Origin of the sequence: Sphingobium xenophagum NBRC 107872 (assembly GCF_000367345.1) — a bacterium.
Classification (GTDB): Bacteria; Pseudomonadota; Alphaproteobacteria; order Sphingomonadales; family Sphingomonadaceae; genus Sphingobium; species Sphingobium xenophagum.
In genome coordinates, this window is the sequence record NZ_BARE01000002.1 from 178,840 (window position 1) to 195,033 (window position 16,194).

Annotated in this window: 14 protein-coding genes; 11 read left to right on the top strand and 3 right to left on the bottom strand. The window is 64.5% G+C overall.

What is annotated here, in order from left to right; translation table 11 throughout:
• The first annotated feature begins 67 nt into the window (after positions 1 to 67).
• Complete coding sequence (locus tag SX1_RS02300) at positions 68 to 2,023, top strand: putative bifunctional diguanylate cyclase/phosphodiesterase (protein ID WP_019051741.1); 1,956 nt, start codon at positions 68 to 70, stop codon at positions 2,021 to 2,023.
• Between the two features lie 20 nt (positions 2,024 to 2,043).
• Here the strand turns inward: SX1_RS02300 and SX1_RS02305 are convergent, their stop codons facing one another.
• Complete coding sequence (locus SX1_RS02305; protein WP_026149421.1) at positions 2,044 to 3,006, bottom strand: crotonase/enoyl-CoA hydratase family protein; 963 nt, start codon at positions 3,004 to 3,006, stop codon at positions 2,044 to 2,046.
• A gap of 237 nt (positions 3,007 to 3,243) precedes the next feature.
• On the opposite strand from SX1_RS02305, the gene SX1_RS02310 reads away from it, so the two are divergent.
• Entirely contained in the window at positions 3,244 to 3,423 is a 180-nt protein-coding gene (locus SX1_RS02310) for a hypothetical protein (protein WP_019051743.1), read from the top strand.
• Positions 3,424 to 3,462: 39 nt separating this feature from the next.
• Positions 3,463 to 4,593, top strand: a complete 1,131-nt coding sequence (gene tgt, locus SX1_RS02315) for a tRNA guanosine(34) transglycosylase Tgt (protein WP_019051744.1) — start codon at positions 3,463 to 3,465, stop codon at positions 4,591 to 4,593.
• 45 nt (positions 4,594 to 4,638) lie between these two features.
• Here the strand turns inward: tgt and SX1_RS02320 are convergent, their stop codons facing one another.
• Together SX1_RS02320 and SX1_RS22330 are read right to left on the bottom strand one after the other, a co-directional pair.
• Entirely contained in the window at positions 4,639 to 6,150 is a 1,512-nt protein-coding gene (locus SX1_RS02320; protein WP_043145163.1) for a sensor histidine kinase, read from the bottom strand.
• 103 nt (positions 6,151 to 6,253) lie between these two features.
• On the bottom strand, positions 6,254 to 6,499 hold the full coding sequence (locus SX1_RS22330) for a NepR family anti-sigma factor (protein WP_130752523.1): 246 nt from the start codon (positions 6,497 to 6,499) through the stop codon (positions 6,254 to 6,256).
• A gap of 292 nt (positions 6,500 to 6,791) precedes the next feature.
• On the opposite strand from SX1_RS22330, the gene SX1_RS02330 reads away from it, so the two are divergent.
• From SX1_RS02330 to SX1_RS02365, 8 genes are all read left to right on the top strand, one after another.
• Positions 6,792 to 7,583, top strand: coding sequence for a response regulator (locus tag SX1_RS02330; RefSeq protein ID WP_019051747.1), 792 nt, complete (start codon positions 6,792 to 6,794; stop codon positions 7,581 to 7,583).
• An 81-nt stretch (positions 7,584 to 7,664) separates the two neighbouring features.
• Positions 7,665 to 7,796, top strand: a complete 132-nt coding sequence (locus tag SX1_RS24735) for a hypothetical protein (RefSeq protein WP_017184358.1) — start codon at positions 7,665 to 7,667, stop codon at positions 7,794 to 7,796.
• Between the two features lie 119 nt (positions 7,797 to 7,915).
• A complete protein-coding gene (locus SX1_RS02340; RefSeq protein ID WP_019051748.1) occupies positions 7,916 to 8,584 on the top strand; it encodes a sigma-70 family RNA polymerase sigma factor in 669 nt (222 codons plus the stop codon).
• Positions 8,585 to 8,636: 52 nt separating this feature from the next.
• Positions 8,637 to 8,918, top strand: a complete 282-nt coding sequence (locus tag SX1_RS02345) for a hypothetical protein (RefSeq protein WP_019051749.1) — start codon at positions 8,637 to 8,639, stop codon at positions 8,916 to 8,918.
• 308 nt (positions 8,919 to 9,226) lie between these two features.
• Complete coding sequence (locus SX1_RS02350) at positions 9,227 to 10,615, top strand: TIGR03013 family XrtA/PEP-CTERM system glycosyltransferase (RefSeq protein ID WP_017184355.1); 1,389 nt, start codon at positions 9,227 to 9,229, stop codon at positions 10,613 to 10,615.
• Between the two features lie 10 nt (positions 10,616 to 10,625).
• On the top strand, positions 10,626 to 12,698 hold the full coding sequence (prsK, locus tag SX1_RS02355) for an XrtA/PEP-CTERM system histidine kinase PrsK (RefSeq protein ID WP_026149424.1): 2,073 nt from the start codon (positions 10,626 to 10,628) through the stop codon (positions 12,696 to 12,698).
• Positions 12,698 to 14,062: a PEP-CTERM-box response regulator transcription factor gene (prsR, locus tag SX1_RS02360; protein WP_017184353.1), complete on the top strand. Its 1,365-nt coding sequence runs from the start codon at positions 12,698 to 12,700 to the stop codon at positions 14,060 to 14,062. Before prsK ends, prsR begins: the two co-directional genes overlap by 1 nt.
• Entirely contained in the window at positions 14,059 to 16,095 is a 2,037-nt protein-coding gene (locus tag SX1_RS02365) for a tetratricopeptide repeat protein (protein WP_019051751.1), read from the top strand. Before prsR ends, SX1_RS02365 begins: the two co-directional genes overlap by 4 nt.
• Positions 16,096 to 16,194 lie beyond the last annotated feature (99 nt).

The following is a 16,194-nucleotide window of genomic DNA, read 5'->3' on the forward strand; positions in this document are numbered from 1 at the left end:
CGACACCGGGTCAGGGAACCGGAGACCCGCCAATTTGCGCGCTTTGAGGACATTGCTGGAAAAGCGCATGGCGCAGCGGACGGGGCAGGAAGCCGACGTGCGGCAGAGCCTGGTCGAATCCCTTTATGCGTCTCCTGCATCCCTGACCATCGGCGCGGCCACCGGCACCGCCGTGGGGATTGCCATCAGCAGCCTGAGCGATTTTGCCGCGATCCACGCGGTTGTCATCGCCGTGTGCGTCGTTGCCGCACTTCGCGTCGTTTCCGCCATTTTCTTTCACCGCCAGCTGGTTCGCGGCACTGCCGTAGCCTCGCGCAACTGGGAATTGGCCTATGAGCTGGGCGCCTGGGCCTATGCCGGGTTGCTGGGGCTGATGGGCTTTGTCACCCTGATCGGATCGGGCAATCCGGTCATCCACATGCTCAGCGTGTCGATGGCGACGGGCTATGCAGGCGGCATCTCCGGCCGCAATGCAGGCCGCGTCCAGATTGCCATCGGGCAGGTGTGCCTGGCCCTGCTGCCGACCGCGACCGGGCTGTGGATGGAAGGATCGACCGGCTATCGCGTCCTGTCGATCGCCATGGTCGCCATGGTGCTGGGGCTTGCCGAAATCAGTTCGACCACGCACCGAATCGTCGTCCAGGCGCTGATCGGCAAGCGCGACAAATCGCTGCTCGCGGAAAAATTCGAGCGACTCGCGCGCTTCGACAGCCTGACCGGCCTTGAAAACCGCATGGCGATGCAGATGCGGCTGCGCGACATCTTCGAAACCAGCCAGAAGCGCAATGACGCCGTGGCGATCCTGTGGATGGATGTCGACCGCTTCAAGGAAATCAACGATTCGCTGGGCCATATGGTCGGCGACCAGTTACTGCGCGCCGTGGCGGAGCGACTCGACGAAGTCGTGCAGGGCCGGGGCCGGATCGCGCGCTTTGGCGGCGACGAATTTGTCATCATCTGCCCCGATACGGACAGGGTGACCGCAGCGGCGATCGCGCAGGAAATCATCACCTATTTCGGCCATGGCTTCGACCTGTCGGACAATCATCTCCAGGTGACCGCCTCCATCGGCATTGCGGTCGCGCCGCAGGATGGGCGCGACATGGACGAGCTGATGCAGCATGCGGACCTCGCACTCTATGAAGCCAAGCGGGAAGGGCGCAACCGCGCATCCAGCTTCAACTGGTCGCTCAAGGAACGCTTCAACCGTGTCCATGAGGTTGAAACCGGGCTGCGCCGCGCGCTGGAGACCAACGAACTCAAATTGCTCTTCCAGCCGATCGTCGATCTGGAAAGCGGCCATATCGACGCTTGTGAGGCGCTGCTGCGCTGGGATCATCCGGTGCTGGGACCGATTTCGCCCGGCGAATTCATCCCGATCGCCGAAAGCATGGGCATGATCGAGGCGATGACCGGCTGGGTGCTGCGCGAAGCCTGTATCGCTGCGGCCTCCTGGCCGGGCGAGGTACGCATCGCCATCAACATCTCGCCCGCCTCGCTCAAGTCGCACGAGTTGCCCGGCAATGTCATTGCGGCGCTGCTGGAGACGGGGCTACCGGCCCGGCGGCTGGAACTGGAAGTCACCGAATCGATCTTCCTGGACGACAGCGGCCAGACCAACACGATCCTGCGCGAATTGCAGCGCATCGGCCTGCGGCTGGCGCTCGACGATTTCGGCACCGGCTATAGTTCGCTTTCCTATTTGCGCTCCTACCGGTTCGACACGCTCAAGGTGGACCAGAGCTTCATGGCCGGGGTCAGTTCCAATGCGGAGGATCGGGCGATCGTGCGCGCCATCGGCAATCTGGCGCGGGATCTGGCAATGGACACGGTAGCCGAAGGGATCGAAACGCCCGATCAGCTACTCCATGCGCGTGAGGCTGGCTTTACCAACGTGCAGGGCTATCTGTTCAGTCGCCCGGTGACGAGCGAGCGAGTTGCGGAAATGATTGCCGCCGGCCCGCTGGAAGGGGCGGAGCGCCCCGATCCCGTCATCCGCAAGCGGCCGCAGCGGCAGGCCTGACCCGCCGCCGCAGGGCTGCTTCAGCGCAGCTTGGTCTGCGCCGACGCCAGCCGACGCATCATCCGCAGGTCGCGGTCGGACAGGGATAGCGCCGTGTCGGTCCATGTTTCGACAATGTCGGTCAGTTCGGCCAATGTCAGCGGATTGACCCGCCGACCCGCCCGGTTGATGCCGACATAACCGGCATGATGGGCGCGATGGTCGCGAATCCATTGCGCGGTCGCCGCCTCGCCCTCTCCCGTTTCGACGACCTTGGCGACGATGCCCATCTCGCACATCTCGTCCGCGCTGTAGATGCGCCCCTCGGCAATCATCTCGCGCGCCAGCACCGGGCCGACGCGCCGCGACAATATCGAATAGGCGCCCATGCCAGGGAACAGGCCGAACAGCACTTCGGGCAGGCCGAACTTGGCCTGACGCTCGGCAATGATGACGTCGAAGCACATCAGCGCCTCCAGCCCGCCACCCAGCGCGTCGCCCTGCGCCAGACCGATATTGATGATGCTCATGTCGTTGCAGTGCCAGATGCGATCGACGATCTCGCAACAGGCGACGCCATAGCTGAGCAGGGTGGCGCGGTCGCGGCGCTGGATGCACTCGGCGAACATCTCCAGATCGCCGCCCAGGTTGAACACGCCGGGAAAGCGTGACCCCAATACCATGAATTTGAGCGGACCGTCGCGGCCGCTGCCGTCGGCGCCGCCATAGACGCGCTTGCTTTCGCGCTGCCACGCCATCGTGTCGCGAATCAGGCCAAGATTGGAATTGGGCCGTTCATGCGGAGTCATGAAGGCCCACAATGTCGCCAGCTCCTCGTCCCAGCGCACGTCGATCTGGCCCAGATCGAACAGGGTGGAGCGGCTGGTTGGAACCGCAATTTCCGCTACGGAAAAGGTGGGTTGATCGGTGTCAGGCGCAAAATGCTCCTCACCCGCGGTCTCGACCACGTCCCTTGCCGGATTAAACCGTCCTGAATCAATCATGTGCGTCCCCGTTTTTCTATTACGACTGAACAGAACAGGCTCGCAGGGAGGATGCAATGAACCCTCCATCAATGAACAGAGCGTTAACTATTTTTGCTCAGCACTGTTGCAAACGCGTCGTCACAAATCGGCCCGAATGCGACTCGCTGTGGTGGAAATGCAACAAATCGACCTGCCATGGCCTCTGTTGATCGTCGCTCAGGCCTTTGTTAACCTTTATTAATTAGCAACGGTCGAATGAACGACCGCGATCAGGACTCCAAATTTGTCACGCTGGCCCTCCACGATGCGGCGGGTGCGGCATGGCCGTTGCGCCTGTCGGCGGACTGCCTGCGCTTCATCGGTCCCTATCGCCGGGTCGAAGGCTTCAACGTCGATGCGCTGATGCTGTTTGAAGGTGTGCGCAAGGCGGGCTGAACCCTTGTGCCAGCGCCCGTTCGCTCATAAACGGCGCGCGTGACCCAGCCCCGTTTTTCCTTTTCCATCGCCGCCACTGACGGCAAAGCGCGCACTGGCGCGATCCAGATGCGGCGCGGCGAGATCCGTACGCCCGCCTTCATGCCGGTCGGCACCGCCGCCACTGTCAAGGCGATGCGCCCGGCCGAAGTGCGCGCGACCGGGGCGGACATCATATTGGGCAACACCTATCATCTGATGCTGCGTCCTGGCGCGGAGCGTATGGCGCGGCTGGGCGGCCTGCACGGCTTCATGGGCTGGGACCGGCCGATCCTGACCGACAGCGGCGGCTATCAGGTGATGAGCCTGTCCGCACTGACCAAGATGAGCGAGCAGGGCGTCGCCTTTTCCAGCCATATCGACGGGTCCAAGCATATGTTGACGCCGGAACGGTCGATGGAAATCCAGCGGTTGCTGGACAGCGACATCGTGATGGCGTTCGACGAATGCACGAAAAACGGCTGCACCCATGACGAGGCGGCGCGTTCCATGGAGCGATCGATGCGCTGGGCGAGGCGTTCGCGCGACGGCTTTGACGCTGGCGGCGATCATGCGGAACGCGCGGCCCTGTTCGGCATCCAGCAGGGATCGCTAGACGAAGGGCTAAGGCGGCAATCGGCCCAGCAACTGATCGACATCGGCTTTGACGGTTATGCCGTGGGCGGCCTTGCGGTGGGGGAAGGGCAGCAGGCGATGTTCGCCACGCTGGATTTCGCGCCGGACATGCTGCCGCAGGACAAGCCGCGCTATCTGATGGGCGTGGGCAAGCCAGACGATATTGTCGGGGCGGTGGAGCGCGGCATCGACATGTTCGATTGCGTGTTGCCGACCCGGTCGGGCCGCAACGGACAGGCCTTTACCTGGGCGGGACCGCTCAACATCCGCAATGCGCGCTTTGCCGAAGATACAGGGCCGCTCGATCCGCGCTGCACCTGCCCGGTCTGCACGACCTGGAGCCGCGCCTATCTCCATCATCTGGTGAAGGCGGGGGAAATGCTGGGCGCGATGCTGATGACGCAGCATAATATCCATTTCTACCAATCGCTGATGCAGGCGATCCGCGACGCGATCGCGGCCGGGCAATTCGCAGCCTTCGCCGCCGATTTCCGCCGCGATTACCAACGCGCCTGAGCGATGGGTCATGCTCCCAACGGGGGGCAGTGATGTTTTCGCGCTTCACGGAATGACGCTGATCTCGATCTTGTAGCCGCCCTCTTCGGCGTCATGGTCCAGCGGCGCGCGGAGCTGGCGCGACAGGCCGGTCAGCACCCGGCCATAGCGTTCGGCCAGATGGACCGTCATAGCGTCCGATCCGCGCAGCCCGTGCGACCGGACGCTCAGCAGCGCACGATCGTCGCGATCCGCCACTGCCCGTACCGCGATCCGCATCGTGCCTTGGGGGTCCAGCATCATCGCCAGTTCGACCAGTTCGGTCAGCAGGAAGGCGATCGGCACGGCAACATCCTGACTGATATGCAGGTCGTCCGCGTCGATCTGAATGCCAAAGCGGCGCGCCTGCGCGGGCGCTGTGCCGCGCAGGCTGGCGGACAATTCGCTGATCAGCGGGCGCACGCCCACGCCGCGATTATCCTCCAGCTCGGCGAAATGATTGCGGTGGACGACCGAAAGCGCATCGACCCGCCGCTGGATCGAGGCATAGGCTTCGACCGCTTCGGGATCATGGGCCGATCGGGCGTGCAGGTTGATCAGGCTGGCGATGATCTGGAGGTTGTTCTTCACCCGATGATGCACTTCACGGGTCAGCTTGCGCTGTGTTTCCAGCCCCTGCGCCATTTCCGCTTCATGGGTGGCGACATCCTCGCTGATTTCGCGGAAGGTTTCGCCCAGCGCGACAATTTCCTGCGCCGGGGTGCGTACCTTTTGCAGCGGCTCCAGCACTTCGCCCGGATGATAGGCCGCAACCGAACGGCGCAGCAGCACCAGCGGGCGGATCAACAGGCGATTGACGACGAACCAGCCGACCGCCGCGGCCGCAAACCACATGACGAGCGGCAGGAAGAGCGAGAGCAATCGCGCCAGGGTCGCCGGCGGGTCGCGCACCGTCATGGTCAGCACCATGTCGGGCGGGTCGAGCCGCGCCGACAGGCTGCTGGCGCGGCCAGTGATCTGCGCGCCGCCGGGACGGCTGATGACCATGCGCGCGTCGCCCTGCCGCAGGGTGAGCTGCCGGTTCTGCAAGGCGGTTGCAGGATCGGCGACGCTTTCGAGATGGGCCTGCGAATAATAGGCAAGGCCGACCAGCTTGCCATTGCGGCTGCGGACCCGGCTTACCAGCACGTTCGATGCGGGCAGGAGTTGCGCAGCCCTGCCCTTGAAGCGGGCGCCAAAGACGATGCCAGCCGGTTCCGGCGCGGCTGATCCGCACAGGCGCTTGCCGCGCCGGTCGTAGATGTAAAACAGCCCGCCATCGCGGTCATGCGAGGTCAGGAAAAGCTCCAGCCGCTGGCAGATACTCTGGTCGCCACCGTCGTTGGCCAGGGTGTTGACGGTCAGTTCCAGTGCCGTCCGGTCCGATAGCAGATCCGCCGTCAGCTTGCGCGCGCTCTGCGTCACGGCGACGCGGAGCAAGGCGTCCTTTTCAAGATCGGCGGTGCGGATCGCCTGAAGCGAGGCGATCAGCGCGATCAGCCCCAACGGCAAAAGGGCCAGCGTCAGGATGAGGAACATCTTGACGCCCGTTGACCGGAGCAGACCGGCAAACGGCACGCCCGGCAATCGGGCGGCTCCGGTGCGGGCGGCCGGAGGAAGGCTGCCCCCGTTTATGGCTGTATCAGTCCAGCTTGCTCAGCAGGTCGAGCATTTCGGAGGGAATATCTTCATCCACGGCGCGCTGATACACGGTGCGGAGCGCCTGGGACACATGGCCATCTTCCTTGGGGGCACGCTTGCGGCGTGACGAAGCGGCAGGTTGGCCGCTGTCCGGGCTGGTCACGCCATCCGGCTTGCCCCCTCCCGCCGCCTTACGTTCCGTCGATGAAGAAACCAAAATCAGCCCCTCTGAAGCAATATCCGACACGCCAGTCTGCCCGTATTTGCGGGATTCTTATAGAACGTCAATTCGCCGTTCTACGCGATTGATACAAAATTCACGATAAAATCGAAAAATCCATATGGCTGCGAAACAAATCTGCCCGTTGATGGTTCCGGCGAGTGAAGCATTTTTTCTACGGCCGCGCTTTTGGCTATGTTTGGGGGCAGGGGGTTGCCATGACGGCAGTGACATTCCATCCTTTCCCATGCCGCCGCCATAGGCCGGCACCGATGCTTCGGGATTTTACGCCCATTTTGGGCAGGGAGAAGATTTGACGATGTCGCTTGGACAGCAATTGCACCCCCATCTTCCGTTCCTGCGGCGCTACGCTCGTGCGTTGACTGGCAGCCAGGCGCATGGCGACACCTATGTCCGCGCGACGCTGGAGGCGATCGTCGCCGCGCCGGAAGAATTTCCGTCCGACGTCGATCCTCGTCTGGGCCTGTATCGTACCTTCCACGCCATCTGGTCCTCTTCGCATCTGGAAGATATTCCGATGTCGGTCGGCGGCAGCCGCGAAGCGATTGCGCAGGCGCGCCTTGCCCGCCTGACCCCGCTGCCGCGTCAGGCTTTGCTGCTCACTGCGCTGGAAGGCTTCACCATCGACGATGTGGCCTATCTGATCGATATGAGCAGCGCCGATGTGGAAGCGCTGGTCGAAGAGGCGCTGGGCGAGATCGAGGCGCAGACACGCGCCAAGGTGCTGATCATCGAGGATGAGCCGATCATCGCGATGGACATCGAAACCATCGTCCGCGATCTGGGGCATGACGTCACCGCCATCGCCGTAACGGCGGAGGATGCGGTGCGTGAAGCGCTGGCCGATCGTCCGGGGCTGGTGCTGGCGGACATTCAGCTGGCCGACGACAGCAGCGGCATCGACGCGGTGAAGGACATTCTTGCCGAATTCTCCGTGCCGGTCATCTTTATCACCGCTTTTCCGGAACGGCTGCTGACGGGCGAACGGCCCGAACCGACCTTCCTGATCACCAAGCCGTTCCAGCGATCGACCGTCAAGGCAGCGATTTCGCAGGCTTTATTCTTTGACGAGGCGACCGCGCCGGCCTGAACGGCGCCGCCTTTATGACGCAATGTTGGAACTCCCGATCATCGCTGGCGTTAATGAGGCGTAACGATCGGGAGACGGGCAATGGTTGAACCTGAAAAGCATATCGCGACCGAAGACGCGCGCAGCGGGTCGACGGAGCATGTCGTGCGGTATGTGCTGGGTATTTCGCTGGCACTCGCCGTCATCGTGATGCTCTTCGTTCTCTGGCGCTGACGGCGCGGATTGCGGAAACTGCTTTTTGACGGCACATGATTTAGGATGCGGGCGCATTTATGGCTTTGACGATGTCGGTTCATGGGATGAGGACGGCAACCAGCAAGGGGGGCGTACCCATGACTGATCATGTTGGCGACAGCCACGATGCTATCGGCGCAGAGATTGTGTCGGCCGAAGACCGGGCGCCACTGTCGGACGCCGACTTCAAGCGTGAGCTTGCCGCGGTCATTCCGCATCTGCGCGCTTTTGGCCGGTCGCTGTCGGGCAACCGCGATACGGCGGACGATCTGGTGCAGGAAACCCTGTTGAAGGCCTGGGCGGCGCGGCAGCGCTTTCAGGCTGGCACCAACATGCGCGCCTGGACCTTCATCATCCTGCGCAATCATTATCTGTCGCAAATGCGCCGTTCGCGCTTTCGTGGCGACTGGGACGACCTGACCGCTGATCGCATCCTTGCGGCACCTGCGTCGCAGGACAAGCATGTCGAACTGAGCGACATGCAGCGCGCCTTGCTACAGCTACCCCAGCCGCAGCGCGAGGCGCTGATCCTGGTGGGCGCTGGCGGTTTCGCCTATGAGGAGGCCGCCGAAATTTGCGGCGTCGCCGTCGGTACTATCAAGAGCCGCGTGGCCCGCGGTCGTGCCGCGCTGGAGCAGATCCTCGAAAGCGGGGAACTGCCATCGCGCCGCAGCCAGGAAACGACCGAAACGGCGGTGCTGGACGAAATCATGGATGATGTTGATCGGCTCAGCCGGGGCCGCGATCATGGCCCGCTGGAGGACTGACCGGAACGATCGCCCGACCTTGCCCGTTGTAGCTCGCATAAGGAGACGCAATATGGGCGATACCCCCTTAGAACGGGACGATCCGCCGCCTCATTTCACCACCACCGAGCCATCGCGTGGCAGCGGGGTCGTGTTTGCGCTGGTTGCGCTCGCGTTGATTTTGGCCATCGGTTTTTTCTATCTGACCAACGATCGTCGCGATGATCGCCAGGCCGAAGCCGTGACGAGCGCTGCGCAATCGGTCGATGATGCGGCTAAGCTGGTCGGGGACGCGGCCAAGAATGCGGCGGACAAATTACGCGACGGCAACGGATCGAAAGCGGCGGATCAATAGCGGCGCGATAGGCTGACACTGTAAAGCGGCTGGAGCGTGCAATCATCGCGCGCGCCACCCCCAATCCCATCACACAAAGCCGATCCCTTCGCAGTCGGGGGTCGCCCATAATCCTGCGTCGGACCCGATCGGCGCGAAGGCGAGGCTTTTAAGAGCCGATAATCCCCATGGCTAAACATGGGGTTGACCGCGATTGGCGCACAGATTCAGGATTTCTTTGCCATTTTCGGGCAGGGTATGGCCCTGTCGGATTTTCTTACAGTCATTGTAAGGCCAAGTCCGACACCACCGGGACCGATAGTGCGACGATGATCAGGCTGTTCAAACATTATGTGCCGCATGCCGTGCTGCTGCTGGGGCTGCTCGATTTCGTGCTGTTGCTGTGCGCGGCGGAGGGCGGCTGGATATTGCGCGCGCGCCAGATCGGCATGGATATCGACCATGTGATGACCCGCATGGGCCCACTGCTCAGCTTCGCCGTCGCGATCCAGACCGGCATGATCGCGGTCGGCGTCTATGGCACAGAAGCGCTGCAATCCATCCGATTCGCCTTTGCGCGCCTGCTGGTCGCGGTGTCGCTGGGCGTCATTTTCCTCTCTGTTCTCTATTTCCTGCTGCCCGGCATGACGCTGTGGCGCTCCAATTCGCTCTACGCCATGGGGCTGGCGATGGGTCTGCTGCTGGCGGTCCGGCTGGTGCTTGGCTCGATGCTGGGCGGCGAAGCGTTCAAGCGGCGGCTCGTCGTGCTGGGCGCGGGCAATCGCGCCGATCGCATCCGCGAACTGGAAAAGAAGAAGGGCGCTGGCTATCTCGTCGTTGGCTATATCGCCATGAATGACGGGCCGCAGGTGGTGCAGGAAGCGATCAACCGCAGCGCCATCTATAACCTGTCCGATTTCGTCGTTCGCCTGAACGCCAGCGAAGTGGTGCTGGCGCTGGAGGAACGGCGCAACGCCATCCCGATGGCGGACCTTTTGCGGATCAAGACCACCGGCGTCCATGTCAACGATCTGTCGACCTTTCTGGAACGGGAGACAGGGCGCGTCGACCTCGCCAGCGTCAATCCCAGCTGGCTGATCTTTTCGGACGGCTTTTCCGCCGGTCGCCGCATATCCAGCTTCGCCAAGCGATTGTTCGATATTCTGGCCAGTGCGCTGCTGCTGGCGCTGACCGGTCCGGTCATCCTGATCGCGGCGATATTGGTGAAGTTGGACAGCAAGGGGCCGGCATTCTACCGGCAACAGCGTGTCGGCCTGTTCGGCCAGGAATTCTGGATCGTGAAGCTGCGCACCATGCGGACCGACGCGGAAGTCGATGGACAGGCGGTCTGGGCCGAAAAGGACGATCCGCGCATCACCCGCCTGGGCTATTGGCTGCGCAAATTACGGATCGACGAACTGCCGCAGACCTGGACCGTGCTGAAGGGCGAAATGAGCTTCGTCGGCCCGCGCCCCGAACGCCGCCAGTTCGTCGAGGATCTGGAACAGCATCTGCGCTATTATGCCGAACGCCATATGGTGAAGCCCGGCATCACAGGCTGGGCGCAGATCAACTATCCCTATGGCGCGTCGATCGAGGATGCCCGGCACAAGCTGGAATATGATCTTTACTACGCCAAAAATTACACGCCGTTCCTGGACCTGCTGATCCTGATCCAGACGTTGCGGGTTGTCCTTTGGCCCGACGGCGCGCGCTGAGGCGCACGATATGGGCACGCTGCTTCAATTTGTCGGCGATTGGGGCCATGCGCTGGCGGCCGTGCTGTTTGCGGCGCTGGGCATATTCATCCTGCGGCGGCGGGAAGAGGCCGTTGAACCGCGCATGCTGGCGGTCGCGCTGCTGCTCACCAGCTGCTGGGCGCTCTACATATCTTTTGGCGGCGTTTCCAAACCGCTGAGCGGCATCGGCGAAAGCATACGCAATGCCGCCTGGCTGCTGGCGATGTTCGTCATGCTGCGGCGCGGGCCGGTGGGCCGGGCGGGACCGATCTTGGCGATCAGCGCGCTTTACGCCGCTGTTGCGGGGCTGCTGCTGCTCCTGACATCGACCGATCTGATCTGGCGGCAATTGTCGCCCGACAGCGAGATGCATCGCGCGCTGGTCAACGTGTCGCTGGTGCTGCGGATGATGACCGCGATCGGCAGCCTGCTGCTGGTCCATCATCTCTACACCAACTGGCCCTCGCGTGAGCGGGTCGGGGTGGCGCTGCTGCTCGGCGCGCTGGCGGCGATGTGGACCTATGACCTCAATCTCTATGTGCTCTGCTATTTCGCGCCCGCCAGGGTGAGCGAACTTTACGCCCTGCGCGGCGTGCTGATGGCGCTGCTGGCCCCCGTGATCGCGGTGGGCATGCACAAGGATATGGCGGGCCGCCTGAAACTTTCGCGAACGCTGACCTTTCAGTCGCTCTCGCTGTTCGCCATCGCGCTCTACGTCATCGTCCTGACGGCAGCGGCGATCCTGATCGAACTGATCGCTGGCCCCTATGCCCGCGTGGTGGAAATCGGCGCCGTATTCTTCACCGCCGTCACCGCGCTGGTGCTGTTGCCATCGCCCCAGATGCGCGCGCTGTGGAAGGTGCAGGTCGCCAAGCATTTCTTCCAGCATCGCTATGATTATCGCACCGAATGGATGCGTTTTGGCGAGACGATCGGCCGCCCCGGCGACGATGCCGCTCCACTGGGCGAGCGCGTGGCCAAGGCGGTCGCCGACATCACCGACTCGCCCGCTGCCATGCTGATGCTGCGCGACGAACAGGATGCGCTGACGTTCGAGGCGCACTGGAACTGGGACGGCGGCCTACCCGATGGCGCTGCGCTGACGCCCGACATGGTGGCGGCCTGGGAAAAGAGCGGCTGGATCATCGATCTTGGCAAACCCCGCGCTGGCGATGGCGCGCTGATATTCCCCGACTGGCTGACGCAGGACCGGCGCGCCTGGGCGTTGGTGCCGCTGGTCCATTATGGCCGCCTGATCGCCGCGATCCTGCTCGCCCGCCCGCCGATCGACCGGCGGCTCGACTGGGAGGATTTCGACATGCTGCGCACCGCCGGGCGGCAGGCCGCAACCTATATCAGCGAGGCGCAGGGGCAGCAGGCGCTGGACGATGCGCAGCGGTTCGAGGAGTTCAACCGCCGGTTCGCCTTCATCATCCATGACGTGAAAAATCTGGTGAGCCAGCTTTCGCTGCTCGCCCGCAATGCGCAGCGCCATGCCGACAACCCGGATTTCCGCGCCGACATGATCCTGACGCTCCAGGAATCGGTCGGCAAGATGAACGATATGCTCGCCCGCCTGTCGCAGCATAACAAGGGCAAGGCGGAGGAGCCCCGTCCGCTGTCCCTGCGCGACATGGCCGATCAGGTCGCCCGCACCCGCGCGCGCCAGCATCCGGTCAATGTCGTCGGCACAGCGCCGCTGGCACTGGCCGATCCGGCGCGGGTCGAACAGATACTCACCCATCTGCTTCAGAACGCCATCGACGCCAGCGCGCCCGACAGTCCGGTCGATCTGCGCCTGTCCGCCGATGCCAGCGACGTGCTGGTGGAGATTATCGACCATGGCCGGGGCATGAGCGCGGAATATATCCGCCGTGATCTGTTCAAGCCCTTTTCCTCCAGCAAGGCAGGCGGCTTTGGCATTGGCGCGTTCGAGGCGCGCGCGCTGGCGCAGGCCATGGGCGGGCGGATCGACGTTGAAAGCAAGATGGGCGTTGGCAGCCGGTTCACCCTGCGCCTGCCGCTCGCCCCCCGGAACGACAGACAAGAGAAAGCCGCCTGATGAGCGACACCCGCCCCAAATTGCTGATCGTCGAGGACGATCCGGGTCTCCAGCGCCAGTTGCGCTGGGCCTATGAGGATTATCGGCTGTTCATAGCGGGCGACCGGGACGAAGCGATCGAGATGTTGCGCGCGGAAACGCCCGATGTCGTGACACTGGACCTTGGCCTGCCGCCGGACCCGGACGGCACCAGCGAGGGTTTTGCGACGCTGGCGGAGATATTGCGGATCAAGCCCGATACCAAGGTGATCGTCGCGTCCGGCCATGGCGCGCGGGAAAGCGCGCTCGATGCGATTGCGGGCGGCGCCTATGATTTTTACCAGAAGCCGGTCGATATTGACGAACTGGGCATGATCGTCCGCCGTGCCTTTCATGTTCATGCGCTGGAGCGGGAAAATGCCCGGCTGGCCGACACCGCGCCGGATGATGGGCGGGTGCTGGGCCGCCTGATCAGCGCCGCGCCCGAAATGATGAAGGTCGCCCGCACGATCGAGCGGGTTGCGAGCGCGCAGGTTTCCGTCCTGCTGCTGGGGGCGAGCGGCACTGGCAAGGAGTTGCTGGCGCAGGGGCTGCATGATGCCAGCCCGCGCCGCAACGGGGCGTTCGTTGCGATCAATTGCGCGGCGATCCCTGAGACGCTGCTCGAATCGGAACTGTTCGGCCATGAAAAGGGCGCGTTCACCGGCGCGGTCAAGACGACGCCGGGCAAGATCGAACAGGCGCAGGGCGGCACATTGTTCCTCGACGAAGTGGGCGACATTCCGCTGGCGCTCCAGGTCAAATTGCTGCGTTTCCTGCAGGAACGGTCGATCGAACGGGTCGGCGGTCGCAACCCGATAGCGGTCGATACTCGCATCGTTTGCGCCACCCACCAGAATCTGGAGGAGATGATCGCGGCGGGCAGCTTCCGCGAGGATCTCTATTATCGCTTGGCCGAAATCGTCATCCGCATACCCGCGCTGAAGGACCGGCCCGGCGATCCGGCGCTGCTGGCCCGCCACTTCCTGGCGCGCTTCGCGCGAGAGATGAACCCGCAGGTCAAGGGGCTGGCCCCGGACGCGCTGGCTGCGCTCGACGCCTGGCCCTGGCCGGGCAATGTGCGCGAACTGGAAAATCGCATGAAGCGCGCGGTCATCATGGCCGATGGCAAGCTGGTGACGGCGGCCGATCTGGACCTGGACGAGGAACGCGCCGCCGGGGGTGAGGTCGTGAACCTGAAGGCCGCGCGCGAAATGGCCGACCGTCGCGCCATCCGCCGCGCCATCGCCCGCACCGACGGCAATATATCGGGCGCGGCGAAGATATTGGGGATCAGCCGCCCGACCCTCTACGATCTGCTCAAACAATATCAGATGCAGGCATGAGCCGGACGCGCATCGTCCTGATCGCCGGGATCATCGTCCTGCTGCTGGGCGTGGCGGGCCTGTGGCAATGGCGCGTGCATGAGCGGGACGGCAGCGCCGCGCTGGCGCGCGGACTGGCGGCGCTCGACCGGGGTGACGCGCGCACGGCGCGGATCGAACTGATGAATGCGATCAAGGGCGCGCCGCGATCCGTGGTCGCGCGGGAAGCGCAGGCGCGCGCGCTGGTGGAACTGGGCGACGGGGCAGGGGCGCAGGTCGAAGCGGCCCGCGCCCGCGCATTGGGTGCGCCGCCATCGCAGACCCGCGCCGTCATGGCGCAGGCGCTGTTGTTGCAGGGCGATGCCGCCGCTGCGCTGAGGGAAGCGCGCGCCACCGATGTGCCCGACAGCGACCTGGACATGGCTGCGCGTGTCATCGCGCGGGCCGCCATGGCGCAGGGGGACATGGCGGGAGCGCAAAAAGCGCTGGTCAACGCGCTGGCGATCGCGCCCGGTGATGCGGAAAACTGGGTCGAGCTTGGCCGATTCCGGCTGGCGACCGGCGATCAGGCGGGGGCGATTGCGGCGGCTGACCGGGCGGTGGCGCTGAACCCTGCCGATGCGCGGGCATTGACGCTGCGCGGGGAGCTGACCCGCGCCCAATATGGCCTGACGGCGTCGCTACCCTGGTTCGACCGGGCGCTGGCGGTTCGCCCCGATTCGATCCCGACGATGGAGCAATATGCCGCAACGCTGGCCGATGCCGGGTCCGCCAGCGCGATGCTTGCCCTCACGCGCCGCATCCTGGCGCTGGACCCTGCCAATGCCCGCGCCTGGATGATGCAGGCGGTGATGGCGGCGCGCGCGGGCAAGGCGGATCTGGCCCGTTCGCTGCTGGACCGGACCCAGGGCCAGCTGGACGATGAACCGGCGACCCGTCTGCTGCGCGGCGTACTGAACTTGCAGGAGGGCAACGCCGTCCTTGCTACCGAGGCGCTGGCCCCGCTTGTGGCGGCGCAGCCCGACAATCGCAACGCCCGCACCCTGCTGGCCCGCGCCCAATATCTGACCGGCGATTATGCCGCCGCCGCGACGATGCTGGCGCCGATCGTCGCGCAGCGCGATGCCGATCCCTATGTGCTGACGCTAGCCGCGCGCGCGCAGGAGGGGTTGGGCGACCGGGCGATGGCCGCCGACATGCTGGCCCGCGCCGCCTGGCCGGTGCGTGCTGCCGCCGATTCCTTCGCCAGCCCCCGCGACGCAGCTTTGGCCAGCGGGCCGCCGCCCGCCAGCACTGCCACCGCGCGCGACAATATCCCCTATATCCGGGCGCTGCTGAGCACTGGCCGCAGCGGCGAAGCCTTGGCGCGCGCCCAATCGCTGAGCCGCGCCAATCCCGGTGCGCCCGACGCCTGGCTGATCCACGGTGACGCGCTGGGCGCAGCGGGCCGCCCGGCCGACGCCGCGCGCGCCTATGAGGCTGCTGCCAATATCCGGTTCGACCGGGCGGCCGCCATGCGTCTTGCCGCGGCATGGGGGCAGGCGGGCAATGCCGTGCGCGCGGCGCAGGTCGTGCAACTCTTCCTGACCCAGCATCCCAATGACGCCGAAGCCCAGCGCCTTGCCGCCGCCGTCGCCATGCAGCGGCAGGACTGGCGCGCCGCGCTGCGCCTGTTGCAGGCAGTGCGGGCGCAGACCGGGAATGGCGACGCCGTCCTGATGGCCGACCTCGCCCGCGCCGCGCTGGAAACCGGGGATCGCCCGTCCGCACTGGCCTATGCCGCCCATGCCTATCGCCTGATGCCCGCCAACCCGATGACCGCCGACATCTATGGCTGGACGCTGCTGCGCACCGGCGACAAGGGACCGGCGGCGGTCGATCTGCTGGAAAAAGCGGTGGCGCTGGCGCCCGGTCACCCTGTGCTGCAACTCCATCTGGGGCAGGCCTATGCCGCCGCCGGGCGCAAGGATGATGCGAAGCTGGCGCTGGGGCAGGCAGCGGCTACCAATTTTGCGGGGCGGCAGGAGGCGGTGGACGCGCTGGCGGCGCTTTAGGACATCCTCCGCCCTGCGTCGCGTTGTCGCGTTGCATATTCCTTGTTCCGTTCGTTTCGAGCGAAGTCGAGAAACCATGGCGCCACGGTTTCTCGACTT

Excerpts from the sequence above, each read along its gene's own strand:
- SX1_RS02340 (WP_019051748.1), top strand. The coding sequence starts at position 7,916 with ATGACTGATCATGTTGGCGACAGCCACGATGCTATCGGCGCAGAGATT.
- SX1_RS02310 (WP_019051743.1), top strand. The coding sequence starts at position 3,244 with ATGAACGACCGCGATCAGGACTCCAAATTTGTCACGCTGGCCCTCCAC.
- prsR (WP_017184353.1), top strand. The coding sequence starts at position 12,698 with ATGAGCGACACCCGCCCCAAATTGCTGATCGTCGAGGACGATCCGGGT.
- SX1_RS02350 (WP_017184355.1), top strand. The coding sequence starts at position 9,227 with ATGATCAGGCTGTTCAAACATTATGTGCCGCATGCCGTGCTGCTGCTG.
- SX1_RS02365 (WP_019051751.1), top strand. The coding sequence starts at position 14,059 with ATGAGCCGGACGCGCATCGTCCTGATCGCCGGGATCATCGTCCTGCTG.
- SX1_RS02345 (WP_019051749.1), top strand. The coding sequence starts at position 8,637 with ATGGGCGATACCCCCTTAGAACGGGACGATCCGCCGCCTCATTTCACC.
- SX1_RS02305 (WP_026149421.1), bottom strand. The coding sequence starts at position 3,006 with ATGATTGATTCAGGACGGTTTAATCCGGCAAGGGACGTGGTCGAGACC.
- SX1_RS02320 (WP_043145163.1), bottom strand. The coding sequence starts at position 6,150 with ATGTTCCTCATCCTGACGCTGGCCCTTTTGCCGTTGGGGCTGATCGCG.
- SX1_RS02330 (WP_019051747.1), top strand. The coding sequence starts at position 6,792 with ATGTCGCTTGGACAGCAATTGCACCCCCATCTTCCGTTCCTGCGGCGC.
- SX1_RS24735 (WP_017184358.1), top strand. The coding sequence starts at position 7,665 with ATGGTTGAACCTGAAAAGCATATCGCGACCGAAGACGCGCGCAGCGGG.
- prsK (WP_026149424.1), top strand. The coding sequence starts at position 10,626 with ATGGGCACGCTGCTTCAATTTGTCGGCGATTGGGGCCATGCGCTGGCG.
- SX1_RS02300 (WP_019051741.1), top strand. The coding sequence starts at position 68 with ATGGCGCAGCGGACGGGGCAGGAAGCCGACGTGCGGCAGAGCCTGGTC.